The organism is Elioraea sp. (genome assembly GCF_051860475.1).
In the GTDB taxonomy this organism is placed as follows: Bacteria; Pseudomonadota; Alphaproteobacteria; order Acetobacterales; family Acetobacteraceae; genus Elioraea.
In genome coordinates this window covers 1-24,331 of the sequence record NZ_JBHYDW010000056.1, presented here as the reverse complement: position 1 = coordinate 24,331, position 24,331 = coordinate 1, and the positions used below count along the sequence as shown (strand labels likewise).

Sequence of the window (24,331 nt, the reverse complement as noted above, 5' to 3'; positions counted from 1 at the left end):
TCGGCGATCAGGCGCGCGCCGGCCTTCGTCGTCTCCTCGTCGAAGGTGTAGAGCAGGCTGAGCGGCAGGTCCGCGGGTGCGGCCTGGGCGGCGATCAGGCTCGCTGCCAGCGGCCCCTTCATGTCACAGGCACCGAGCCCGTGCAGCATCCCGTCGGCGACCAGCGGCGTCCAGGGATCGCTGGTCCAGCCGGTGTCGGGCACCGTGTCCATATGCGCGCTGAAGGCAGCACCCCCGCGCGCTGGGCCGCGATGCGCGACCAGCGCGCGCTTGGGCACGCCGTTCGGATCGGTCCAGTCCAGCCGCTCGACCTCGAAACCCGCGAGCTCGGCCTCGATGCGTTCGGCGACGGCGATGTTGCTCACCGAACTCCGGCTGTCGATCGCGACCAGGTCGCGGGCAAGGCGGAGCGTGCGCTCGCCGAGATCGTCGGTCATTGGCCGGGGTGTCCTTTGCGTCTCCGCGTCACGCCGCGCGTTGGTAGACCACGTGCAGGGCGCCGCGCGGCTTTGCCTCGCACCGTGCCAAACGCAGCTTGGTCTCTGGCGCGCCGGCGGGGAAGAGGGGAATGCCGTTGCCGAGCACGATCGGGATCACCGCGATCTCCAGCACGTCGAGCCGGCTGATCGCGAGCATGCCCCGCAGGAGCTGTCCGCCGCCCTCGATCCAGATGCGTCGAAGCCCGCGCTGCTCCAGTTCGGCGACGATCGTGCCGAGCTCGCCACCGCGCGCTTCCACCCGATCCGGCGGATCCGGCAGTGCGCGCGAGGTGACAACGACGGTCGGCTTGCCCGGATGCGGCCACGCGCCAAGCCGACGCACGGCCTCGTAGGTGGCGCGGCCCATCAGGATTGCATCCACGCCTGCGAGAAAGTCCTCGAAGCCGAACGCCTCGGCGGGATACTCGGCGAGCCAGTCCACCGAGCCGTCGGGCCGAGCGATGTGGCCATCCAGCGAGACGGCGATATGGCAATGCCAGATCGGACGCACGGGCACTCCTGGGTTTTGCGTGGAAGAGAGGCAGCCTTGCAGCCGGCCCGCGCTTCGGCAACCCTCCGCGCGCATGACCCCCGCCTATCTCGACCCCCGCACCGGGCGGACGTTTCCGCTCACGAGCCCGCGCTGGCGTTCGGACGACGGCACCCCCCTGCTGCTCACGCCGCTGCCCGGCATCACCCGCACCGACATCGACCGGGATGTGCGCAGCCTCTGGCGCTACCGCCGCGCCTTTCCGTTCGGGCCCGAGGTCGCGCCGATCACGATAGGCGAGGGCTGCACGCCGCTGATCGAGCGTCGGCTCGACGGCACGCGCGCGCTTCTGAAGCTCGAATGGTTCGCGCCCACGGGCAGCTTCAAGGACCGCGGTGCGTCGGTGATGCTGTCGGGGCTGCGCGCGCAGGGCATCACCGCGGTGCTGGAGGACTCCTCCGGCAACGGCGGAGCGGCGATCGCGGCCTACGCGGCGGCGGGCGGGATGCGCGCGAAGATCCTCGTGCCCGCCGCGACCTCTCCTGCCAAGACGGTGCAGATGAAGGCACATGGCGCCGAGATCGAGCTCGTGCCGGGGTCGCGCCAGGACTGCGCGGACGCCGCGCTGCGCCAGGCCGAGCGCATCTTCTACGCCTCGCACAACTGGCATCCGTTCTTCCTGCACGGCACCAAGACATTGGCCTACGAGCTGTGGGAGGACCTCGGTTTCGAAGCACCCGACAACATCATCATCCCCTGCGGGGCAGGCTCGAACGTGCTCGGCTGCGAGATCGGCTTCGGCGAGCTGCTGCGCGCGGGCGCGATCGATCGGATGCCTCGATTGTTCGCGGTGCAGCCCGCCAATGTCGCGCCTATCGCGGCGGCGTTCCTCGCCGGCAGCGACGAGCCGGTCGCATGCGAGATCGCGCCCACGATCGCCGAGGGCACCGCGATCGCCAGGCCGATTCGCCTGCGCGAGGTGCTTGGGGCGCTGCGCGGGTCCGAAGGTGGGGCGGTGTCGGTGACGGAGGCCGAAATCGAGGCGGCACTCTTCTCGCTCGCGCGCATCGGCATCTATGTCGAGCCGACCTGCGCTTCGGCTGCTGCAGCGCTCGCCAAGCTGCGCGCCGCCGGCACGATCGGCGCCGAACAGACGACGGTATTGGTGCTGACTGGTACGGGGCTCAAGGCCACACCGCGCATCGCCGAGCTGATGGGAATGATCCTTTGATGGTCCAGAAACCACCACCGCGCATCGCCATTCTGGGCTTCTCGATCGAGTGCAACGCCTTCGCCCCGCCAGCGACACGCGCGGACTTCGAGTCCTGCGTTTGGCTTGAGCGCGATGCGATCATCGCCGATGCGCGCTGCGCCACACCGATCGCGCTCGGCGAGGTACCGGGTTTCGTCGCCGCGATGGACGCAACGGGGCCGTGGCAGCCGGTGCCGATCCTGCTCGCCATGGCCGAACCGAACGGACCGGTGGAGGAGGAGACCTTCACCGAGATGATGCGCATCTGGCGCAAGGGGTTGGAGCGTGCCGCGCCGCTCGATGCCGTCTATACCTGCATGCATGGCGCCGGGCTTTCGACCGAGCGGGCCGACCCAGACGGCGACATGCTGGCCATGGTACGTGAGGTGGTTGGGTCAAATGTCCCGGTGGTCGCAACCTTCGACCTGCACGCCAACATCTCCGAGGCGATGGTGCAGAGCGTCGATGTGTTCGTCGGCTACCGCACCAACCCGCATCTCGACATGTGGCAGCGTGGCGAGGAGGCGGCCGGGCATGTGCGCGCGCTGCTCCGCGGGGCCAAAACCGCGCGCAGGCTCATCCGTCTGCCGATCATTCCCCCCACCGTGACCATGCTGACGGGCATGGACGCGACCGATCGTCCCTATGGCGAGATGATCGATCTCGGCCAGCGGCGCATCGCCGAGCCGGACTGTGTCGGGCGCATCCTGAACGTGTCGGTCATGGGTGGGTTCGCCTACAGCGACACGCCGAAGAACGGGCTCGCCGTGGTGGTGACCGCGCGAAGGGGTGACGAAGCGACGGCCGAGACACTCGCCGAGGAGATCGCCTCCCTCGGCTGGTCGAACCGCAAGCGGTTCAACGCCAGGTTGACACCGCTCGACCAGGCGACCGCGAAGGCCAAGGCGGTCGGCGAGGACCCTGCGAAGCCCGCGCTCTGCTTTCCAGACGTCGCCGACAATCCCGGCGGCGGTGGGCGCGGCAACACGATGTGGATCCTGGAGTCGTTCCATCAGGCCGGTGTGCAGGGTTGTCTTGTCGGCATCATCTACGACCCGCCGCTGGCCGCGGCTGCCCATGCGGCGGGCGTGGGTGCGCTGATCGAGGCGCGCTTCAACACTGCCGAGACCAACGAATTCTCGAAGCCCTTCAGCGTGCCGGCGACCGTGCGCGCGCTCTCGGACGGGCGCGTCACGGGGCGGCGCGGCATCTTCGCCGGGCGCGACATGCGGCTCGGCTCCTCCGCCGCGCTCGATCTCGGGGGCATCACCGTGGTCGTGGTCTCCTATCGCACGCAATGCGCCGACCCGGCCTTCTTCGAGATGCTCGGGCTCGACATCGGACAGGCACGCTCGGTGGTGGTGAAGTCGCGCGGGCATTTCCGCGGCGGCTTCGACGAGTTCTTCACGAACGATCGCATCATCGAGGTGGACGCGCCGGGGCTCACCAGCCCGATCCTCAGCCGGTTCGGCTGGAAGCGCCTGCCCCGTCCGGTGATCCCGCTGGATGAGGGGGTGAAATGGTCGCCAAGGCAGTTGCGGCGCTGAGCGCTTCGTCGGACACTGCGACGCGACGAGGGAGGAGGGGAGTGAGAAGAGCTGTGCTGGGGGCGGCGGCAGTTGCGGTCGGCCGGGGCGCCGCGGCTGAGACGCTGATGATGGGGATCAAGCTCGGCTTCTCGTCCCTCGATCCGCATGTCCGCTTCGCCAGCGAGACCGACAACACCCTCGAACACCTCTACTGGCGGCTGATCAGCGAGGGGCCGAACAAGGAGATGGCGCCCGGGCTTGGGCAGTCCTGGCGCGCGAGGCGCTCGCCACCTTGGACGACAAGAAGCGCAATGCCCTGTTCGCCGAGGCCGCGCGGATCGCGCTCGAGGAGGAGACGATCATCATCTTCGTCTACTACCCGTCCTCCGTGTATGCCACCCGCCAGGGCATGACGGTCGCACCGTTCAACGACGGTCGGTTCCTTGTCCACGAGATCAGGAAGCGGTGATGCGCCTCGACGACCTGCCGACCCCCGCGCTGGTGCTCGACCGAGCGGCGCTGATGCGCAACCTGCGCATGATGGCCGGCGCGGTGGCACGCAACGGCGCGGCGCTGCGCCCGCACCTCAAGACGGCGAAGAGCATCGACGTGGCCATGCTGGCGGCACCCGGTTTCGGGCCGATCACCGTCAGCACGCTGGCTGAGGCGCGCTACCTCGCCGAGGCCGGATTCCGCGATCAGATCTACGCGGTCGGCATCGTGCCGGCGAAACTCGATGCGGTCGCGGCGATGAACGCCAAGGGTGCGGACGTGAAGGTCATCACCGACGATCTCGACACTGCGCGGGCGATCGCCGCACATCCGGGGCGCATCCGTGCGCTGGTCGAAGTGGATGTCGGCGAAGGCCGCGGCGGCGTCACGTCGGACGACGACGCGCTGCCGGCGATCGCCGCGGCGCTCGGGTCCAGGCTCGCCGGGGTGATGACCCATGCCGGCCACTCCTATGCCGGCCACAACGTCGAGCAGATCCGCGCGGTCGCCGAGACCGAGCGCGCCGGCATCGTCCGCGCCGCGGAGCGGCTGCGCGCGGCCGGGCACGAGATCGGCATCGTCTCGATGGGCTCCTCGCCGACCGCGCTGCACGCGGCCTCGCTCGCCGGCGTGACCGAGGTGCGCGCGGGTGTTTACATGTTCGGCGACCTGATGCAGGTCGAGCTGTACACCCAGCCGATGGAGGACGTCGCGGTCTCCGTGCTCGCGAGCGTGATCGGGCGGAAGCCGGCACGCAACACTATCCTGATCGATGCGGGCGCGCTCGCGCTGTCGAAGGATCGCGGCACGCAGACCATGGCGAAGGATTACGGCTTCGGCCTGGTGGTCGATCTCGCAGGACGACCCGTCTTCGGCGACGCGATCGTCACGCGCGCCTATCAGGAGCACGGCGTGGTCGAGTGCGATCGGCCCCTGCCCTTCGATGCGCTGCCCGTGGGTGCGCGGGTACGCGTGCTGCCCAACCACTCCTGCCTGACTGCGGCGGCCTACGAGCGCTACCACGTTGTCGACGGCGCGTCAGACGAGGTGGTCGCGGTCTGGCCGCGGGTGAACTACTGGTAGGCGGGACGCGGGCGCCCGACCGAGAACAGGATGAACAGCACGATCAGGATGTTCAGCACGTTCCAGGCGATGCCGTTGAGGAACGCCGCCCGGTACGACCCCGTCGCGTCATAGATCGCGCCGGACAGCCAGCCGCCGAGCGCCATGCCGATGATCGTCATGGTCATGACGATGCCCACGCGCCGCCCTGCCTCCCGCGCCGGCAGGTACTCGCGCACGATGATCGCATACGATGGCACGATCCCGCCCTGCGACAGCCCGAACACGGCGGAGACGACATAGAGCGAGGCAAGGCCGTTGAACGGGATGTAGGCGGCGAGCGACAGGCCTTGCAGCACCGAGCCGAGCAGCAGCACTCGCGCGCCGCCGATGTGGTCCGCAAGGAACCCCGAGGCGAGCCGGCTGATCACGCCGCCGGCCAGCATCAACGCCAGCATCTCGGACCCGCGCGCCACCCCGAAGCCGAGATCGACGCAGTAGGCGACGATATGCACCTGCGGCATCGACATCGCGACACAGCAGCCGAGCCCGGCGATCGAGAGCAGCACCTGCAGCGAGCGCGGTGTCAGCCCCGCGGCGCTGAGCCGGCTTGCCTGCGCCGCCGCCTCCGCTGCGCCCGCGATCGGCGGCGGACGCGCGCGCAGCTTTGCCGCGAGCGGGGTCATCAGCAGCAGACAGGTCGCGCCGATCGCGAGATAGGTCACGCGCCAGCCATGGGCCGGCAGGGTGAGTTGCATCGCCAGCGGCCAGACCGCGCCGGCGATGTAGTTGCCGGTCGCTGCCGCGGCCACGGCGATGCCGCGGCGGCGGCGGAACCAGTGCGAGAGATCGGCGATCAGGGGCGAGAAGGTCGCGGCCGCGCCGAACCCGATCACGCCTTGCAGGATCGCGAACGGCACGATCGAACCGACCGTCGCGGCAAGGGCGTAGCCGGCGGCGAGACAGACGATCCCCGCGAGCAGCGGCGGGATCACGCCGGTCCGGTCCATGATCCGACCCAGCAGCACATTGCCCGAGGCGAAGCCGAGCATGGTCAAGGTGTAGGGCAGCGAGGCGTCGCCGCGCGTCACGCCGAACTCCGCCTGCACGGCCGGCAGCACGACGACGATCGACCACATTCCGACGCTGCCGATCGTGCCGAGCACCATGCAGGCGACGAGACGGAGCCAGGCGCGGCGTCCGTCGATGTCGGCCGGCGTGCCCTGGGGGGAGGAGCTCATGGCGGCTATGGGGGCACATCGACGGGTGCGGTGACCAGCATGCCCACGGCAACTCAGGGATGTGCGGCCACCGGCGGCGCACCGCCCGCCGCCGGATCAGCCTTCCGGCTGCATTCCCGCCGCGGCGAGCGCGCGCCTCCCTTCGCCGTCGCACGCCTCGTCCATGCGCGCGAGCCAGCTGGACATGATGTCCTCGCGCTCGAACGGCGGGAGCCGACTGGTCATGCGCCACCACATGAAGGTACCGTAGAGCGCGTAGTCGGCGTAGTTCGGTGCCTCGCCGGCGAGATAGGCCTGCTTGCCGAACACGCGCCGCGCCGGTTCAAGTAGCAGCCGGAACGACGGCAACTCGGCCTGCGGGTCCGGGCAGACCTCCTCCAGCCGCTTGCCGAACCTCTTCTCCCGCGTGGTGCGGAAGTAGTCCCGGTCGCCAGGATGAAGGCAGCTGAAGATATCCATCAGGATTGGCCGCGACGCATTCAGCTGCACCGTCCGGTCGGTCCAGGCGGCGACGAAGCGCGCGAGCGCCGCACCGTGCGGGCTGCCGAACAGGCCCGGCCGGTCCGGGTAGGTCGCCTCCAGGTACTCGGCGATCGCCATGCTGTCGTGCACCCAGGTGTCGCCGTCCCGGAGCACCGGCACGAACTGCGATCCCGCCGGCGCAAGACGGTCCTTCTCGGTGAAGCGCCAGGCGATTCCCTCGAACGGCAAACCCTTGTGACGCAGGCTCATGCGGATGCGCCAGCAATAGGGACTGAACCGGCGTGCGACATCCGCGCCGGTGAGCTCGTAGAGGGTGATCACGCTGCGCGCGGGCCGTGCTGGCCGGCGGCGATGCTGGCGGCGGTCTGGCCGAACAGGATGCGCCGACGCTCGTCATCCATGGGCGCCTGCGCCGTCTGGTACTGCTTGCCGAGCTCGTAGGCGCGCTGCACCGCAGGGCGCTCGGCGATCCGCGCGAGCCATGCCTTCAGGCGCGGGAACTCGTCGATCCTCTGGCCCTGGCGCTCGTGCGGCACCACCCACGGGTAGCAGGCCATGTCGGCGATCGAGTACTCGCCGGCGAGGAAGTCGCGCCCGTCGAGCCGCCTGTCCATCACGCCGTAGAGCCGGTTCACTTCCCGCTCGTACCGGTCGATCGCGTAGGGCAGCTTCTCCGGCGCATAGGCGCGGAAATGCGTGTTCTGCCCCGACATCGGGCCGAGCCCGCCCATCTGCCAGAACAGCCACTCCAGCGTTGCTGCGCGCCCGCGCAGGTCGGGCGCGATGAAGCGGCCGTGCTTCTCGGCCAGATAGAGCAGGATCGCGCCGGACTCGAACACGCTCAGCGGATCGCCGCCATCGGCCGGCGCGTGATCGACGATCGCCGGCATGCGGTTGTTCGGCGCGTATCTGAGAAACTCGGGATCGAACTGCTCGCCCTTGCCGATGTTGATCGGCTTGATCGTGTAGGGTGTCGCAGTTTCCTCGAGGAAGATCGTGATCTTGTGGCCGTTCGGCGTCGGCCAGTAGTACAGGTCGATCATGATAGCTCCTTGGTGCGCGAGGCAGGCTCGGGCAGTTGCGCCCGCTGGTCGGGGAAGCATGACAGGCCCGGCCGCGTCAGGGACGGAGTATGTCACAGGGTTGCCCTGCGCCGCGCGCAAGGCTGCGTGCCGGACGACCACCGCGTCACATGAGGTCGAGCGCGTCCTCCAGCGATAGCTCCTGGTCGTTGATCCACGCATCTGCGATCGCGGTCTCGTCGGCGCGGTCTCCGGCGGCGAGCGGATCACGCGCGGACAGTCGGTGGTCGAGCACCAGGCGCGCGAGCGTGGCGCGCCGCGCATCGCCTCCGCGCGCGGCCAGCGCCGTTCCCTCCCAGACGAACAGGGCCGCGCACGCGGCGTGGTAGAGCCCCGAGGCAGCCTGGCGATAGAGACCGTCGTCGTCGGTCTCGGCGACCTCCTCGGCGAAGCGCGCCGCGCGGTTGAGCGTCTCGGCGACCGGTCCTGCCGCGGCCAGCGGCACGTCGGCGAGCAGCGCAGTCAGGGCGGCGACGAAATCGGGCAGGCAGCTGCCGCGTCCGACGCCGCGCTTGATCGCATCCTCTGCCACCACCGCGGACGTGCCCTCCCAGATCGATCCGAGATGCGCGTCGCGCAGCAGCCGCGGCTCGACGAAGTCCTCGATGTAGCCGTTGCCGCCGCGCACCTCCATCGCATCACCGATCGCGGCGCGCGCGTCGCGGCAGGCGCGGAACTTGAGCAGCGGTGTCGCGAGCCGCAGTACGCGCGCGGCCGCTGCGTCGCCCGCATCCGCGCGATCCATCGTCGCCGCGCAGAACAGCGAGAACGACAGCGCCTCCTCCGCGGGCAGGCGGATCTTCATCAGTGTGCGGCGCATCGCCGGGAAGGCGATCGCGCTGCGGCCGAACGCGGTGCGCGCCTGCGCGGCGACCGTCGCCTCGATCAATGCGCGCCGCATCATCCCTGCCGAGCGCACGCCGTTGGACAGCCGCGAGAGGTTCACCATGGTTGCCATCTGGGCGAAGCCGCGCGTGACGTCGCCGACCAGATACGCGATCGCGCCATCGAGCACGATCTCGCCCGAGGCCATAGCACGCGTGCCGAGCTTGTCCTTGAGGCGAACGATCCGGTAGTGGTTCGGTGTGCCGTCCTCAAGCAGCCGCGGCAGCAGAAACAGGCCAAGTCCCTTGGTGCTGGGCGCCCCGGTGGCGCGCGCCAGCACCAGCGCGGCATCGGCGCCCGCATTGCTGCAGAACCCCATGTCGCCGGTGAGCCGCCAGGTGCCGTCCTGCTGGCGCGCGGCGATGGTCTCGATCGCGCCGACATCCGAGCCCGCCTGGCGCTCGGTCATGAACATCGCGCCCGAGGCCCAGCTCTCTGGCTCCTGGCCGGTCAGGCGCGGCAGCCAGCGCTCCTGAAGCTCGGGCGAGGCATAGAGCCGCAGCACCTTCGCCATCGTGTCGGTCATGGAGATCGGGCACAGCAGCCCGAACTCCGCTTGCGCGAACAGGTACTGAAACGCGTACTTCGCCACCGCAGGCAGCGGCTCCCGCCAGCCGAGCACGCCCGGCCGATGCACCATCGCGGCGAGGCCGAACCGGGCGAGTCCGATCCGTTGCATCGCCGCATAGGACGGGTGGTGGCGGACCTCGTTGATCGTGGTGCCGAACCGGTCGCGCGGGGCGAGCGCCGGCCCGTTGCGGTCGGCCTCTCGCGCGAGCGCATCGAGCTCGCCACCGGCGAGTTCGCCCAGCGCATCGAGATGCGGTTCGAGATGCGCATGCAGGGCCGGTGCGAGATGGAGGTCGAGCAGCATCGCAAGCGACTGATCGACCCGGTACAGGTTCAAACCGGCCGCATCGGGCGCGACGCCGTGCCGGTCGCGCGTCGCGAGGCCTCCTTCCGGCATCGGCGTTCCTCCGTCCTGGACCATCCTAACCGGCGGATGCTACCACACGTCCCTGGAGTGCCGCCCAGACGGAACCGAGGGGGAACGGCGTGGAGACGGCAGAGCCGCAGCGCCTCGACGGGATCGCGCGTGGGATCGCGACGGTGCTGGGCGTGGCCGGCATCATTCTTGCCGTCAACCAGCACTTCAACCTGCAGTTCTTCCTCGGCCGTGTCGTCCTCGAGAACCGCTACCTGTTCCTGCTCGCGGCAGTGTTCATGCCGGTCGTGTTCCTCGGCTATCCGGGCTGGCGCCGGAGACGGCCGGGAATCCCGACGATCGACTGGCTGCTCGCGGTCACGGCCTCAGCGGTGTTCATCTGGCTTGCGTTCGCCGCCGATCGCATCCTGCTGGAAGGATGGGAGTACGCCGCGCCCGAGACGGCGCGCTGGATCTCGGTCGCGGCCTGGGTGGTCGTGATCGAGGCGACGCGGCGCGCCGGCGGCACCGCGATCGCGGTGATCGTGTTCCTGATCTCGCTGTATCCCACGGTTGCGGATTCGATGCCGGGCCCGATCTCGGGCATCGCGACGCCGTTCCTTGACGCGATAAGCTTCCACGCGTTCTCGACCGAGAGCGCGTTCGGGATCCCGATGCGCGCCTTCGGCGACCTGGTGGTGGGCTTCATCGTGTTCGGCGTGGCGATGAACCACACGGGCGCGGGACGCTTCTTCACCGATCTTGCGTTCGGGCTGGTCGGACGCTGGCGTGGCGGCGCGGCACAGGTCGCGGTGATCTCCTCGGGATTGCAGGGCTCGATCTCGGGCAGCGTGATCTCGAACGTGATCGCCTCGGGCGTGGTCACCATCCCGGCGATGAAGCGGACCGGCTTCGCCCCGCACACCGCCGCCGGCGTCGAGTCGGTTGCCTCCACCGGTGGCGTGCTGATGCCGCCGGTGATGGGATCGACCGCGTTCGTGATGGCCTCGTTCCTTGGCATCGCCTATGTCGAGGTCGCGATCGCCGCGGCAATCCCGGCCCTGCTGTTCTACTTCGGGCTGGTGGTGCAGATCGACGGCTACGCGGCACGCCAGCGCCTCGGCCGGGTCGCCGAGACCGAGATCCCGCCCACGCGCACGACCCTCGCGCGCGGCTGGCCGTTCATCGCCGTGTTCGCGCTGCTGATCTGGGCGATGCTGCGCGAGAACCAGGAGAACCTCGCTCCCTGGTACGCGACCGCGCTGATGCTGGTGATCAACCAGGTGCTGCCGGACCGGCGGCTCGGACTTTACCGGCTCGCGCAGTTCTTCGCCGACTGTGCCCGCTCGCTCGCCGAACTCGTTGCGATCCTGCTCGGCGTTGGTCTGATCGTCGGCGCCTTCGCGATGACCGGGATGGCGGGGACGCTCGCAAACGATCTCGTCTTCCTTGCGGGCGACTCCACGCTGGTGCTCCTGCTGATGGGCGCGATCACCTCGTTCGTGTTCGGGATGGGGATGACCGTGACCGCCTGCTACATCTTCCTCGCGATCACGCTGGCGCCCGCCCTGGTGCGAGGCGGTCTCGATCCGCTCGCGGTCCATCTCTTCATCATGTACTGGGGCATGGTCAGCTTCATCACCCCGCCGGTCGCGCTGGCCGCCTTCGCGGCGGCCTCGGTCGGCAAGGCGAACCCGATGCGCACCGGCTTCGAGGCGATGCGGCTGGGCTCGGCGATCTATCTCGTGCCGTTCTTTTTCGTGCTGAACCCGGCGCTGATCCTGAAGGGGGCGGCATGGGAGATCGGGCTGGTCATCGGGACCGCGGTGATCGGCATCGTGCTGTTCGGATCGGCATTGCAGGGCTATCTGATGGGGTTCGGAGCGATGCGCGGCAATCCTGCCGGGCTGTCGGCGCGTGTGCTGCTCGCGGCGGGAGGCATCGCCTTCGCCTTGCCCGGCGGCCCCCTGACCGGGCTCAGCCATGGCACGCTGGTGGCGGCGGCGCTGGGGCTTGCGGGGCTCGCGCTCCTGCTGCTGCGCTTCGGCGGCGGTGCGACGCGGGTTGCGGCGGCGTGATGCGCACGCCATCTTCCGTTCAACCGGGAGGTCACAGGCCGGGAGTTCACAGGGAGGAGAACGCATGATCCGCACCATGCTTGCCACCGGCCTGCTGGTCGCAGGCGCGGGGACGGCACTGGCACAGCCGGCGCCGGTCCAGCTGCCCGCCACGATCGCGGTCACCGCCTACGATGTCGGCTCGGGCGGCTACAATCAGGTGGTGGCGATCGGCAACGCGATGCGCCAGAAGCTGAATGTCAGCATCCGCGCCTTGCCGGGCCGCAACGACGTCGCCCGCCAGGTGCCGCTGCGCGACGGGCGCGCGCAGTTCGGCTATCTCGGCGTGGCGTCCTACTTCAGCCAGGAGGGCGTGTACGAGTTCGGCGCCAGCCGCGACTGGGGACCGCAGGACATCCGGCTGGTGCTGCTCAACAACTCCGACCAGCTGCTGACGCTGATCACGGCAAAGGATGCGAACATCCGCACGCTCGCGGATCTGCGCGGCAAGCGCGTCGCCTGGGTCGCCGGCGCGCCGAGCCTGAACGGCAACATCACTGCGCTGATGGCGTTCGCGAATCTGGGCTGGAACGACGTGCAGCGGGTCGATTTCGGCGGCTACGGCGCCTCGATGACCGGGCTGATCAACGGCCAGGTGGACGCGGCCTTCGCCTCGACCATCGCCGGACCGGTCTATCAGCTCGCCGCCTCCTCGCGCGGCGTGCACTATCCCCCGGTCCCGCACAACGACACGGAAGGCTGGGCGCGCGTTCAGGCGCGCGCGCCATTCTACATCCCCGGCATCGGCAAGGAGGGCGCGGAGATCACCCCTGACAAGCCGGTCGAGGGCGCGACCTATCCCTATCCGATCCTCTCCACCTACGCCGCGACCGACGAGGCGCTCGTCTACAACTACGTGCGCGCCCATCTCGTCCTCTACGACGAGTACAAGGCGGCTGCTCCCGGCAATATCGGCTGGGCGCTCGAACGCCAGCGGTTGGGCTGGGTGGTGCCCTGGCATCCCGGTGCCGTGCGCGCGCTGAAGGAGGCGGGTGTGTGGAAGCCGGAGCACGATGCGCACAACGAGGCGCTGCTGAAGCGCCAGCAGGTGCTCCAGGCCACGTGGCGGGGCTTCATCGGCGGAGCGCCCTCCGAGGCTGAGGCGTTCGCCAGCGCCTGGCTGAAGGCGCGGGCCGACGCGCTGAGCGCGGCCGGTCTGCCGGTGGTGTTCGAGAACTGAGTCCTGTGTTCGCTCCCGGTCTCCTGTCCGGCAAACGGATCCTGGTGACCGGGGGCGGCACCGGGCTCGGCCGGTCGATGGCCCGGCGGTTCGCCGAGCTCGGTGCCGATCTCGTGCTGGTCGGACGGCGGCTCGACGTGCTTCAGGCCGCCGCAGCCGAGATCGGCGCGGCGACCGATGTCGAGGTGACGACCCACAGCGTGGACGTGCGCGACCCGGCGGCGGTCGACGCTGTGATGGAGACCTGTTTCGCCGAGCGCGGGATCGACGTGCTCGTGAACAACGCTGCCGCGAACTTCATCGCGCGCACCGAGACGCTGAGCCATCGCGCGGCCGACGCCGTGCTGAACATCACCCTGCACGGTCCCCTCTACGCGACCACCGCGGCCGGGCGGCGCTGGCTCGCTGCCGGACGGCCCGGCGTGGTGCTGTCGATCGTCGCGACCTATGCCTGGACCGGCAGCCCCTACGTCGTGCCGTCGGCCATGGCCAAGGCCGGGCTGCTGGCGATGACCCAGTCGCTCGCGGTGGAGTGGGGGCCGAAGGGCATCCGCACGGTGGCGATCGCACCCGGCCCGTTCCCCACCAAGGGCGCCTGGGACCGGCTGTTCCCGCGCGAGGATCTCGCCGCGCATGTCGTCACCACCGTGCCGCTCAAGCGCGTGGGCGAGCACGAGGAACTCGCGAACCTCGCCGCCTATCTCGTGTCCGACCAGGCAGCCTACATCAACGGCGCCTGCGTCACGATCGACGGCGGACGCTGGCTGCGCGGGGCCGGCAATTTCAGTTTCCTCGAGGGGCTGACCGACTCCGAGTGGGAGGGCTTCCGGCCCAAGAAGGAGGCGACGTCCTCGGCGTGATGGGGGTTCCGTTCGCCTGGCGGCCACGCCACATCTGCGCGCGATGGATCGCCTTCCACGCACCCTGACGCCGCTGGCCGCGCTGCTTGGTCGGATCGCCGCGATCCCCCCGCTTGCGCGCACTGAAACCGTGCCACTTCCGCGCGCCGCCGGCCGGGTCCTGGCCGAGGCGCTGCGGGCCTTCGGTCCCTTGCCGTCGCGCCCGGTCGCGCGACGGTCCGGGGTCGCGGTGCGCGCCGAGGAGACCCTCGGCGCCGGGCCGTACGGACCCGTTCCGCTCAGCCTTGCCGAGACGGTGCCGGCGGGCGGTGTACTGCCCGTGGGCGCGGACGCGGTGCTCGCCCGCGAGGCCATCGAGGAGATCGGTGGGGCTCTGGCGGCGACGGTCGCGGCGGCGCCGGGAGACGGCGCGGTCGGCGCCGGCGGCGAAGCGGCCGCCGGGATGCTGCTGGTGCCCTACGGCACCGTGCTCGGTCCGCCGCACATCGCGATCGCGGCTGCGCTCGGGCGCGAGGCGCTCACCGTGCGCGCCGAGCCGGTGGTCTCGATCAGGCTCGACGGGCCTGCACAGGCGATGCTGCGCGCCGCCGCTGGCGAGACAGAGCGGGGCGAGGCCGATCTGCTGGTGCGGCCCGCTGCGGGCGAGCCCTGCCTCGCTGCGCGCCCGATCGAGACCGCCGCGCTCGACGAGACCGATGGCGTGCCCGTGCTGCGCCTGCCCGGCGGCGCGGCGGCATGGCTCGGCTGGCGCGCGCTCGGCGCGCCCGTGATCCGACGCCTTACGGGCAGGCCGGAGCCCGAGGTGGTCACCGCGCGCCTCCTTGGCCGGATCGCCTCTGCTGTGGGGATGACCGATCTTGTCCTGGTGCGACTGCGCGGCGAGATCGCCGAGCCGCTGGCCTCGCCGGACGCGCCGACGCTGGCCGCGCTCGCGGCCGCCGACGGGATGGTGGTGGTTCCGCCGGAGAGCGAGGGCTTGCCGGCCGGGGCGACGGTCGCCGTGCAGCGGTTCTGATCATGCCGCCGCTGGACGCCATGGCCGCAGTGCGCGCCGCCGCCCGGCAGGAGCAGTTCCTCGAGGTCGTGTCCGAGGACGAGGCGCGGCGCCGCTTCGCCACCGCCTTGGTGCCGCGCCCGCTCGGCCCCGAGACCGTGCCGCTCGGCCTCGCGCTCGGCCGCGTGCTGGCCGAGGACGTGGTCGCCGGCGTCGATGTGCCGGGCTTCGACCGCTCGATCGTCGACGGTTTCGCGGTGCGCTCGGCTGATACGCTGGCTGCCTCTGAGGTGTCGCCGGTGCGGCTGAGGCTGAACCCGGAGGTGCTGGCCTGCGGCCACCCGCCGGCGCTGGCGGTCGAGCCCGGCATCACGAGCGTGATCGCCACCGGCGGGATGATGCCGCGCGGCGCGGATGCCGTGGTGATGGTCGAGCACGCTGAGCCGGGCGAGGATGACGAGGGCGCCTGGATCGCGCTGCGCCGCCCGGTCGCCCCGGGCGCGCATGTCGGCGGCGCCGGCGGCGACATCGCGCGGGGCGAGACCGTGCTGCGCCGCTTCCGCGTGCTGACCAGCCGCGAACTCGGCATGCTCGCCGCGGTCGGCCGCGCCGAGGTCTCGGTGGTGCGCCGGCCGCGCGTCGCCGTGCTCTCTACGGGAGACGAACTCGTCGCCCCCGGCGGACCGCCGCGCCCGGCCGGGGTGTTCGACAGCAACGGGGCGATCGTCGTTGCCGCGGTCGCCGAGGCCGGCGGCACGGCGATCCCCCTCGGCATCGTGCCGGATGACGAGCCAGCGCTGGAGAGGGCGCTGACCGAGGCGCTGGCGGCGGCAGACCTGGTGGTGCTGTCGGGCGGCACCTCGAAGGGAGCGGGCGATCTTTGCTACCGCGTGGTCTCGCGCATCGGGCGGATCGTCGTGCACGGGGTGGCGCTGAAGCCGGGCAAGCCGCTCTGCCTGGCGGTTGCCGACGACACGCCGCTGATCGTGCTGCCCGGCTTCCCGACCTCGGCGGTGTTCACCTTCCACGGCTTCGTCGCCCCGCTGATCCGGGCGATGGCCGGGCTGGCCGAGACCGAGGCCGAGACGGTGGAGGCGCGGCTCGCGGTGCGCCTGCCCTCGGAACTGGGCCGCACCGAGTACGCGATGGTTTCGCTGGTCCGCAGCGAGACCGGGCTCGCCGCCTATCCGCTCGCGAAGGGCTCGGGCGCGGTCACGGCGTTCTCGCTCGCCGACGGGTTCGTCGCCGTTCCGGCGCTGGTGGACGCGGTCGAGGCCGGCGTGCCGGTCACGGTCACGCTGATCGGGCGCGGCACCCGCCCGGCCGACCTGGTGGTGATCGGCAGCCACTGCGTCGGGCTCGACCGGATCGCCGGGCTGCTCGCCGAGCGCGGCATCACCGCCAAGGTGCTGAACGTGGGTTCGCTCGGCGGGCTGGCCGCTGCCCGCCGCGGCGAGGTCGACCTCGCGCCGATGCACCTGCTCGACCCGAGGACCGGCACCTACAACCGCCCGCTGCTGCCCGCGGGTGTGGCGCTGATCCCGGGCTGGCGGCGCATGCAGGGCGTCGTGTTCCGTCCCGGCGACGCCCGCTTCGAGAACCGCACCGCGGAGGAGGCGGTCGCCGGCGCGCTCGCCGACCCGTCCTGCCTGATGGTGAACCGCAATGCCGGCAGCGGCACGCGCGTGCTGATCGACGGGCTGCTGAAGGGCGCCCGCCCGTCCGGCTTCCTGAACCAGCCGAAGAGCCACAACGCAGTCGCCGCGGCGGTCGCGCAGGGCCGCGCCGACTGGGGGGTGGCGATCGCCACGGTGGCGCGCGACTACGGGCTCGGCTTCATCCCGCTCGCCGAGGAGCACTACGACTTCGCCGTGCCCGAAGCCCGCCTCGATCGCGCCCCCGTGCGCGCCTTCCGCGATCTGTTGACCGAGCCCGCCACGCGCGCGGCGTTGACGGCGCTCGGGTTCTCGCCGTCATCCTGAGCGCGTCGGAGGGGTCGTCATGCGCCTGATCGTCGCTCTGCTGCTCGTCCTTGCCTCGCCCGCCGCCGCCGAGCTGCGCGGCCATGGCGGCCCGGTGAAGGCGATCGCCGTCAGCCCGGACGGCACGCACGTCGTCTCCGGCAGCTTCGACCAGTCGGCGATCCTGTGGTCGCCCGCGCGCGGCGCTGCCGAGGCGGTGCTGCGCGCGCACGAGGGGGCGGTCGATGCGGTCGCCTTTCTCCCGGACGGGCGCTTCGTCACCGGCGGCGAGGACGGGCGGATCGCGCTCTGGCACCCCGGCGGCCGCGAGCCCGCGCGCATGTTCGCGGGCCACGAGGCGCGCGTCGCCGCCGTGGCCGCGGCGCAGGACGGGCAGCGCATCGCCTCGGCCTCGTGGGACCGCACCGTGCGCGTCTGGCCGGTGGACGGCGGCGAGCCGCGCGTCTTCCAGGGCCACACCGAGAACGCGGTGAACGCGGTCGGCTGGCTGCCCGACGGGTCCGCCGTGGTGTCCGCGGGCTACGACGGCACGGTGCGGCTCTGGCCGCTCGACGGCACCCCGCGCGTGCTGCTCGAGGCGGGGTTCCCGCTGAACGCGCTCGCCGTACTACCGGACGGCGGCATCGCCGCCGCCGGCGCCGAGGGCACGGTGTTCCTCATCCCGCCTGGCGGGGGGACAGCGCGCCGGCTCGACGCCGGCACTGCGCCGCTGATCACGCTCGCCGCCAGCCGCGACGGCACGCGGCTCGCCGCCGGCGGCATCCGCGGCAGCGTCGCGATCTGGGCCCTGCCCGAGGGGCGGCTGATCCGCTCGCTCACGGGCCCCGGCCTGCCGGTCTGGGCGGCCGCCTTCGCCCCCGACGGCGTGCTCTGGACGGGCGGGTCCGACCGCCGGGTGCGGCGCTGGGACCCCGAGACGGGCGCGCATCTCGGCGGCGCGGTGACGGGGCTGGAGGAGGAGGCTTCCTCCGACCACCCCGGCGCGCGCGTGTTCCGCGCCTGCGCCGCCTGCCACACGCTGAAGGGGGACAGCGCCAACCGCGCCGGCCCCACGCTTGCCGGGCTGTTCGGACGGCGCATCGCCACCGTGCCCGACTACCCGTTCAGCGAGGCGCTCAGGGGCATGGACATCGTCTGGACGCGCGAGACCGTGGCGAAGCTGTTCACCCTGGGGCCCGCGACCTACACGCCGGGCACCAAGATGCCCGAGCAGGTGGTGGGCAATGCGCAGGACCTCGGCGCACTGCTCGACTTCCTGGAGCGCGAGACCGGCGGGTAGGTCACTTCAATTCTTCCCGGTCTCAGCTGGTCGTCGCAACGCCGGCCTGGACTGATCGGAGCGCCGCGTCGAGAGCCTCGGCGGGCGTCCTCCATCCGGGCGTCCTGCGGGGTCTGCTGTTGAGCGCCGCGGTCACGGCGGCGAGGTCATCGGCGCCGTGCCCGGCAAGGACAGGTTCAGCGACCTCACCAGGCGCAGCATGCGGCCCTCGCGGCAGGCCGAGCAGCCGGGTAGCGACCCGGCGGTCCGTCCTCCGGCCGTGCAGGGCGACGCAGTTCCGCCGCCTCGATGTCCGTCCGGATCAGCACCGCTGCGCCCATCGCACGCTCCGCGAATCGACACCAAGAAGCGAATCACGCGGAACCAGCAGCCGACAATCACCACGAAGGAAGGACTTCACGCGCCGGGCATGAAGCCGACCGACCTGCTCTGCCTCGGCCTCATGCAGATGCGCAAGCGGCGAGCGACGTGCTGCCGCCGGATCGCTCATGGTGTGGGGTCCCTGACCTGCCCTTGATGAAGCGGCAGGTTAGGCTGACACTCCGGCGCCATCACCCCGGGGTGATGGTCACCGAACGCAACGGATCGACGCATGAACGCGATGCCGCCGCAACCGCCCGAAGCCGAGGTGACCGAACGCGCGCTGCGCGAGGACCTCGCTGCCGCCTACCGCCTGATCGCGCGCTTCGGCATGGACGACCTGATCTTCACCCATCTCTCGGCGCGTCTGCCCGGCCCTGGCGAGCCGCGCTTCCTGATCAACCCCTACGGCATGATGTTCGGCGAGATCACCGCCTCGTCGCTGGTGGTGATCGACGTCGCAGGCAACCCGGTCGGCGATGCGCGCTGGCCGGTCAACCCCGCCGGGTTCGTGATCCACTCTGCAATCCATATGGGCCGCGACGATGCGCACTGCGTCATGCACACCCATACGCTCGCCGGCATGGCGGTGGCGGCGACGAAGGACGGCATCCTGCCGCTCAACCAGATGTCGATGGAGTTCGCGGGCCGCGTGCCGGTGCACGAGTACGAGGGCATCGCGGCAGACGACAATCTGAGCGAGCGCGACCGGCTGGTGCGCGATCTCGGTGATGCGCCGGGGATGCTGCTGCGCAACCACGGCCTGCTGACCGTCGGGCGCACGGTCGCCGAGGCATTTTATCACATGTACTACCTTGAGATGGCCTGCCGGATCCAGGTGGCGGCGACCTCGATGAACCGCACGCTGTCGATACCGCCGCCGGAGGTGGTCGCGCGCACCCAGGCGCAGTTCACCGCGCCGGCGAACACGGGCTGGCGGCCCTGGGCGGCGCTGCGCCGCCTGCTCGATCGCGAAGACCCGGGCTACCGCGACTGATGGCGGCGCTGCAGCACAGCCTGACGGTGCGGCACCTCGCCAAGCACTACGGCCCGACGCGCGCGGTCGACGACGTCACGCTGACGATCGCGCGCGGCGAGTTCGTCACGCTGCTCGGGCCCTCGGGCTCGGGCAAGACGACGATCCTGATGGCGATCGCGGGCTTCGTGCAGCCGACCGCGGGCGAGATCCTGCTCGACGAGTCGCCGATCACGCCGCTGCCGCCCGAGAAGCGAAACTTCGGCATGGTGTTCCAGGGCTACGCACTGTTCCCGCACATGACGGTGGCGGAGAACGTGCATTTCCCGCTGCGGGTGCGCAACGTCGCCCGCGCCGAGGCCGAGCGGCGCGTCGCCGAGGCGCTCGATCTCGTCCAGCTCGGTCATCTGAAGGACCGTAGGCCGAGCCAGCTCTCGGGCGGGCAGCAGCAGCGCGTGGCGCTGGCCCGTGCGCTCGTGTTCCAGCCGGCGCTGCTGCTGCTCGACGAGCCGCTCTCCGCGCTCGACAAGAAGCTGCGCGCAGAGTTGCAGGTGGAGCTGAAGGCGCTGCATCGGCGCGTGGGGCTGACCTTCATCTACGTCACCCACGACCAGGAGGAGGCGCTGTCGATGTCCGACAGCATCGCCATCCTGCGCGACGGCCGGCTGGTGCAGGAGGGTCCGCCGGGCGCGCTGTACGAACGCCCGGCCACGCGCTTCGTCGCCGACTTCCTCGGCAAGTCGAACTTCCTTGCCGGGCGGGTCGTCGAGCGGCGGCAGGACGGCTTCGCCTATGCGGTGGACGGCGCGCGCTTCGTGCAGAATGGGCCGCCGCCGCCGGGGGACGACGTGCTGATCGCGCTCCGGCCCGAGAAGATCGGCATCGCCGCTGAGGGCGAGGCTGCGCCGAACACGGTCGAGGGCACTATTGCGGCGTGGTCGTACTTTGGCACCTCCTTCGCGCTCATCGTCGAGACCGGGGCTGCCGGCTCCTTCCAGGTGACCGTACCAGCCTGGCGCTGCCCGGTGGAGCCGGCCGAGGGACGTCGCGTGCGTCTCGCGTGGCCGGCCGATGCCTCGGTGCCGGTGGTGCAGGACTGATGGCGACGCTTGCCGCCACCTTGCCGCAGACGGCACGGCAGACGTGGTTTCTCGGCGCATCGTTTTCGTGGTGGCTGCTGATCGCACCGGCGGTCGTCCTGATGGCGGCCTTGTACGCCTTCCCACTGGCCGAGGTGCTGTGGATCTCGTTCACCGAGCCCGAGCCGGGCTTCGGCAACTACGAGCGGCTCGTGACCAGCGCGGCCTTGCAGCGCGTGTGGATGACCACGCTGCGCATCTGCACCATCACCACCGCGATCACCCTGCTCGCCGGTTACGTCGTTGCCTACGCGCTCGTTTCCGCCTCGCCGCGCGTGCAGCGCTGGATGTTCGTCTGCGTGCTGCTGCCCTTGTGGATCAGCGTGCTGGTGCGCGCCTTCGCCTGGGTGACGCTGCTGCGCAGCCAGGGCGTGGTGAACGAGGCGCTGCTCGGGATCGGTCTGATCGACCAGCCGCTGCGGCTGATCTGGAACGAGTTCGGCATCGCGGTCGGCATGGTGCACTACATGATCCCCTATGCCGTACTGCCGCTCTATGCGTCGATGCGCGACATCGATCCACGTCTCGTGCCGGCCGCCCGCGGGCTCGGCGCGACTCCGGGCGAGGCGTTCCGCCGTGTGTTCCTGCCGCTCACCCTGCCGGGAATCGTCGCCGCGACGGTGCTGGTCTTCATCTTCTCGCTCGGCTTCTATGTCACCCCGGCGATCCTCGGCGGCGGGCGGACGCTGATGGTCGCCGAGTACATCAAGCTCCAGATCCTCGATCTGATCCGCTGGGGCGTGGGCACGATGATGGCGAGCACGCTGCTGGTCGCGGTCGTGCTGGTGCTCGCGATCTTCGCCCGCGTCGTCGATTTCCGGCGGCTGTTCGGCAGCCGGCACTGAGATGGACCGCTCCGCGCAGGCCGGCCCGACTGCGAAGGCGCTCGCCTGGTCGGTGCTGATGTTTCTGCTGCTGCCGATCAGCATCGTCTTCCCGCTGAGCCTGACCGACCAGCGCTTCCTCTCGCTGCCCTACGAGGCGCCGAGCCTCCAGCACTACGTCACCTTCTTCACCTCCGAGCGCTGGCTCACCAGCACCTGGCAAAGCCTGGTGATCGCAGTGTTCTCCACCGTGCTGGCGGTCGTGTCGGGCACGCTCTGCGCGATCGGGTGCTGGAAGCTCTCGACACGCCTGACCGATCTCGTGCGCGTGCTGATGCTGCTGCCGATCATCGTGCCCTCGATCGTCTATGCGCTCGGCATCTACCGGCTCTGGATCCGGCTCGACCTGCTCGACACCTATCTCGGCATCATCCTGGTGCACGGCGTCACGGGCATCCCGTATGTGGTGATCACGGTCTCGGCGACGCTGGCGAATTTCGATCCGCGGCTGGAGCAGGCAGCGCGCAGCATGGGCGCGAACCTGCCGCAGACGCTGCGCTGGGTGATCATGCCGCGGGTGATGCCGGGGATCGCCTCGGGCGCGATCTTCGCCTTCATCCACTCCTGGGACGAGGCGGTGCTGATCCTGTTCATCGCCTCGCGTGCGCTGTTCACCCTGCCGCGTCGGATGTGGGACGGCATCAACGAGAATCTCGATCCGGTGATGGCGGTGGCGGCCTGCGTGATGATGCTGCTGTCGATGGTGATGCTCGCCGGCGATCTGTGGCTACGGAGGAAGCGGGAACGATGACGGACCTGAGCGCGGCGCAGCGCGATGCGGCGTCCTGGGTCGCCGCGCAGGCGGCGTCGCTGTCGGCGGACCACCTGCATCTCTGGCGCCTCGCCGAGCCTTCCTGGCGCGAGTACCGCTCCGCCGCCTGGTTCGTCGCGCGGCTCCGGCGCGAGGGGTTCACGGTCGAGGAGGGCACCGCCGGGATGCCGACGGCGTTCCGCGCCTCCTGGACCGCGCCCGGCACGCAGGCGGGCGCGCCGGTGCTCGCCACCATCGCCGAGTACGACGCCGTGCCCGGCACCAGCCAGGAGCCGGTCGCCCGCCGCGAGCCGCGCGCCGGCACGCATGCCCACACGGCCGGCCACACCGATCCGCACTCGGCGCTGGGCATCGGCGCGCTCGCCGGCACGCTCGCGGCCAAGCACGCGATGGAGAAGCATGGGCTGAAAGGCACGCTCGTGCTGATGGGCGAGCCTGCCGAGAAGATGTGCGGCTCCAAGCCCGTGCACGCGACGCACGGCTTCTACGACGCCTTCACCGCCGCGATCTCCTGGCATCCGACCTCGTTCCTGTCGCTCGCCAATTCCTGCCTGTGGGACACGCATTGCGCCACCTACTGGTCGCGCATCTACACCTTCGAGTGCCTCGAGCCCGAGACCTGGTCGTCCTCGATCGCGCGCACGGGGGTGCACTCCTCGCACTCGGTGAGCCGCGCGCCGGGTGCGATCGACGCCGTGTGCCTGATGTACACCTCGGCGAAGTATCTCAAGGAGAACATGCTGCCGCACCAGGGCGCATGGTCGCTGAACGAGGCGATCCTCCAGGCCGGCCAGGCGACCGCGGACAACCTGCCGCCGGGGCTCGCGGTGATCCAGTACGCGCTGCGCGCGCCGACCATCGAGATGCAGGAGCGGGTCTGGACGGTGCTGGACCGCAACGCCGACCACGTCGCGGCGATGACGCACTGCACCGTGCGCAAGGACTGGGTGACGAAGACGCGCCCGGGGCTGCCGAACCACGCCATCGCCCAGGCGACCTTCGATGTGTTCGCTGACCTCGGTGCGCCCGCCTATTCGGCCGAGGCAGTCGCGTTTGCCAACGCGCTCCGCGCGGCCTGCGGCGCTGAGCCGGTGGCCGACCCGTTCCCGCCCGAGATCCAGCGCCTCTGCACGCCGCAGGACGCCGAGGCGGCGCTGCGCGCGCATCTGCCGCCCTGGCAGACGAACTACACCTCCGACGACTACACCGACTGGACCTGGCACTGCCCGACGGCGCGGCTCTATGTCGGGCGGTCGCAGCTGCGCGTCGATGCGCCAGGGCGCAACTGGCCCGACTGGACGCGCTACGCGATGGGCGGGCATCCGGCCTGCATTGATCCGATGTGGCTGAAGGCGGCCGAGGTCACCGGCGCCACGTTCGTCGGCCTGCTGGAACAACCCGCGCTGCTGGAGAGGGCGGGGGCGGAGTTCGTGCAACGCACCGGCGGCGGCATCGGCGGCTCACGCTGGCTCGCACCGCTGCTGCCGAAGGATTTCGCCGCGCCCATCCACTACCGCTGGCCGGAATACGTCGAGACCGCGCGCGGACCCGAATACACGATCCCCGCACCACGCTGATCCGGTAACAAAACGAAGGAGGAACGGTCGTGTCGATCATGACCGAGGGCGAGTTCCGCTACAACATGCTGATCAAGACGTTCCCGTCCCGCCCCAGCCCGGGCTTAGAGGACGCAGGCGAGCAGCGCGCGGTGTGGGGCCGGCGCTGGGGCTGCACCAACGATGTCGGGCGCTTGCGCGTGGTGCTGATGCACCGGCCGGGCGACGAGCTGAAGATGGTCGATCCGGCCAAGCGCATTGAACATCTCGGCGCCTATGGCGACACCGAGACGGGCTGGTACTGGCGCGGCC

Annotated in this window: 21 protein-coding genes and 2 pseudogenes; 16 read left to right on the top strand and 7 right to left on the bottom strand. The window is 70.7% G+C overall.

Features of this window, described 5'->3' with window-relative positions:
* The coding region (locus ACTIFU_RS11775; protein WP_439578501.1) for a M20/M25/M40 family metallo-hydrolase at positions 1-437 on the bottom strand (437 nt) is incomplete at its 3' end.
* 28 nt (positions 438-465) lie between these two features.
* A complete protein-coding gene (locus ACTIFU_RS11770) occupies positions 466-990 on the bottom strand; it encodes a dihydrofolate reductase family protein (protein ID WP_439578500.1) in 525 nt (174 codons plus the stop codon).
* Positions 991-1,063: 73 nt separating this feature from the next.
* On the opposite strand from ACTIFU_RS11770, the gene ACTIFU_RS11765 reads away from it, so the two are divergent.
* The 4 genes from ACTIFU_RS11765 (at position 1,064) to ACTIFU_RS11750 (ending at position 5,325) form a co-directional block, all read left to right on the top strand.
* Entirely contained in the window at positions 1,064-2,200 is a 1,137-nt protein-coding gene (locus tag ACTIFU_RS11765; protein ID WP_439578499.1) for a pyridoxal-phosphate dependent enzyme, read from the top strand.
* Entirely contained in the window at positions 2,200-3,768 is a 1,569-nt protein-coding gene (locus ACTIFU_RS11760) for a M81 family metallopeptidase (RefSeq protein ID WP_439578498.1), read from the top strand. Before ACTIFU_RS11765 ends, ACTIFU_RS11760 begins: the two co-directional genes overlap by 1 nt.
* 274 nt (positions 3,769-4,042) lie before the next feature.
* Complete coding sequence (locus ACTIFU_RS11755) at positions 4,043-4,219, top strand: hypothetical protein (protein WP_439578497.1); 177 nt, start codon at positions 4,043-4,045, stop codon at positions 4,217-4,219.
* Positions 4,219-5,325: an alanine racemase gene (locus ACTIFU_RS11750; protein ID WP_439578496.1), complete on the top strand. Its 1,107-nt coding sequence runs from the start codon at positions 4,219-4,221 to the stop codon at positions 5,323-5,325. Before ACTIFU_RS11755 ends, ACTIFU_RS11750 begins: the two co-directional genes overlap by 1 nt.
* On the opposite strand, the gene ACTIFU_RS11745 is transcribed toward ACTIFU_RS11750, so the two are convergent.
* The 4 genes from ACTIFU_RS11745 to ACTIFU_RS11730 form a co-directional block, all read right to left on the bottom strand.
* On the bottom strand, positions 5,316-6,545 hold the full coding sequence (locus tag ACTIFU_RS11745) for an MFS transporter (RefSeq protein WP_439578495.1): 1,230 nt from the start codon (positions 6,543-6,545) through the stop codon (positions 5,316-5,318). The genes ACTIFU_RS11750 and ACTIFU_RS11745 overlap by 10 nt on opposite strands.
* 96 nt (positions 6,546-6,641) lie before the next feature.
* Positions 6,642-7,349: a glutathione S-transferase N-terminal domain-containing protein gene (locus ACTIFU_RS11740; protein WP_439578494.1), complete on the bottom strand. Its 708-nt coding sequence runs from the start codon at positions 7,347-7,349 to the stop codon at positions 6,642-6,644.
* The gene (locus tag ACTIFU_RS11735; protein WP_439578493.1) at positions 7,346-8,071 is read right to left on the bottom strand and encodes a glutathione binding-like protein; all 726 of its coding nucleotides are present in this window, start codon (positions 8,069-8,071) and stop codon (positions 7,346-7,348) included. The genes ACTIFU_RS11740 and ACTIFU_RS11735 overlap by 4 nt, the downstream gene beginning before the upstream one ends.
* A gap of 145 nt (positions 8,072-8,216) precedes the next feature.
* The gene (locus ACTIFU_RS11730) at positions 8,217-9,962 is read right to left on the bottom strand and encodes an acyl-CoA dehydrogenase family protein (RefSeq protein ID WP_439578492.1); all 1,746 of its coding nucleotides are present in this window, start codon (positions 9,960-9,962) and stop codon (positions 8,217-8,219) included.
* A gap of 89 nt (positions 9,963-10,051) precedes the next feature.
* Between ACTIFU_RS11730 and ACTIFU_RS11725 the strand changes: the two genes are divergently transcribed.
* The 6 genes from ACTIFU_RS11725 (at position 10,052) to ACTIFU_RS11700 (ending at position 18,332) form a co-directional block, all read left to right on the top strand.
* Entirely contained in the window at positions 10,052-11,998 is a 1,947-nt protein-coding gene (locus ACTIFU_RS11725; RefSeq protein WP_439578491.1) for a TRAP transporter permease, read from the top strand.
* A gap of 64 nt (positions 11,999-12,062) precedes the next feature.
* The gene (locus ACTIFU_RS11720) at positions 12,063-13,217 is read left to right on the top strand and encodes a TAXI family TRAP transporter solute-binding subunit (RefSeq protein ID WP_439578490.1); all 1,155 of its coding nucleotides are present in this window, start codon (positions 12,063-12,065) and stop codon (positions 13,215-13,217) included.
* Between the two features lie 44 nt (positions 13,218-13,261).
* Entirely contained in the window at positions 13,262-14,077 is an 816-nt protein-coding gene (locus ACTIFU_RS11715) for an SDR family oxidoreductase (RefSeq protein ID WP_439578489.1), read from the top strand.
* Between the two features lie 43 nt (positions 14,078-14,120).
* Positions 14,121-15,092 (top strand): hypothetical protein, encoded by a 972-nt coding sequence (locus tag ACTIFU_RS11710; RefSeq protein ID WP_439578488.1) that lies wholly within the window; start codon positions 14,121-14,123, stop codon positions 15,090-15,092.
* A 2-nt stretch (positions 15,093-15,094) separates the two neighbouring features.
* On the top strand, positions 15,095-17,053 hold the full coding sequence (locus ACTIFU_RS11705) for a molybdopterin biosynthesis protein (protein WP_439578487.1): 1,959 nt from the start codon (positions 15,095-15,097) through the stop codon (positions 17,051-17,053).
* A 19-nt stretch (positions 17,054-17,072) separates the two neighbouring features.
* Positions 17,073-18,332 (top strand): c-type cytochrome, encoded by a 1,260-nt coding sequence (locus ACTIFU_RS11700; RefSeq protein WP_439578486.1) that lies wholly within the window; start codon positions 17,073-17,075, stop codon positions 18,330-18,332.
* A gap of 22 nt (positions 18,333-18,354) precedes the next feature.
* Here ACTIFU_RS11700 and ACTIFU_RS11695 read toward each other — a convergent pair.
* Positions 18,355-18,501: pseudogene (locus ACTIFU_RS11695) on the bottom strand (IS30 family transposase); the annotation flags it as partial.
* Between the two features lie 423 nt (positions 18,502-18,924).
* Between ACTIFU_RS11695 and ACTIFU_RS11690 the strand changes: the two are divergent.
* From ACTIFU_RS11690 to ACTIFU_RS11665, 6 genes and pseudogenes are all read left to right on the top strand, one after another.
* Entirely contained in the window at positions 18,925-19,689 is a 765-nt protein-coding gene (locus tag ACTIFU_RS11690) for a class II aldolase/adducin family protein (RefSeq protein WP_439578485.1), read from the top strand.
* Complete coding sequence (locus ACTIFU_RS11685; RefSeq protein WP_439578484.1) at positions 19,689-20,768, top strand: ABC transporter ATP-binding protein; 1,080 nt, start codon at positions 19,689-19,691, stop codon at positions 20,766-20,768. The genes ACTIFU_RS11690 and ACTIFU_RS11685 overlap by 1 nt, the downstream gene beginning before the upstream one ends.
* Positions 20,768-21,652 (top strand): ABC transporter permease, encoded by an 885-nt coding sequence (locus tag ACTIFU_RS11680; protein ID WP_439578483.1) that lies wholly within the window; start codon positions 20,768-20,770, stop codon positions 21,650-21,652. The genes ACTIFU_RS11685 and ACTIFU_RS11680 overlap by 1 nt, the downstream gene beginning before the upstream one ends.
* 1 nt (position 21,653) lies before the next feature.
* The gene (locus ACTIFU_RS11675) at positions 21,654-22,442 is read left to right on the top strand and encodes an ABC transporter permease (protein WP_439578482.1); all 789 of its coding nucleotides are present in this window, start codon (positions 21,654-21,656) and stop codon (positions 22,440-22,442) included.
* A complete protein-coding gene (locus ACTIFU_RS11670) occupies positions 22,439-24,040 on the top strand; it encodes an amidohydrolase (RefSeq protein ID WP_439578481.1) in 1,602 nt (533 codons plus the stop codon). The genes ACTIFU_RS11675 and ACTIFU_RS11670 overlap by 4 nt, the downstream gene beginning before the upstream one ends.
* A 38-nt stretch (positions 24,041-24,078) precedes the next feature.
* A pseudogene (locus tag ACTIFU_RS11665) lies at positions 24,079-24,331 on the top strand (amidinotransferase); the annotation flags it as partial.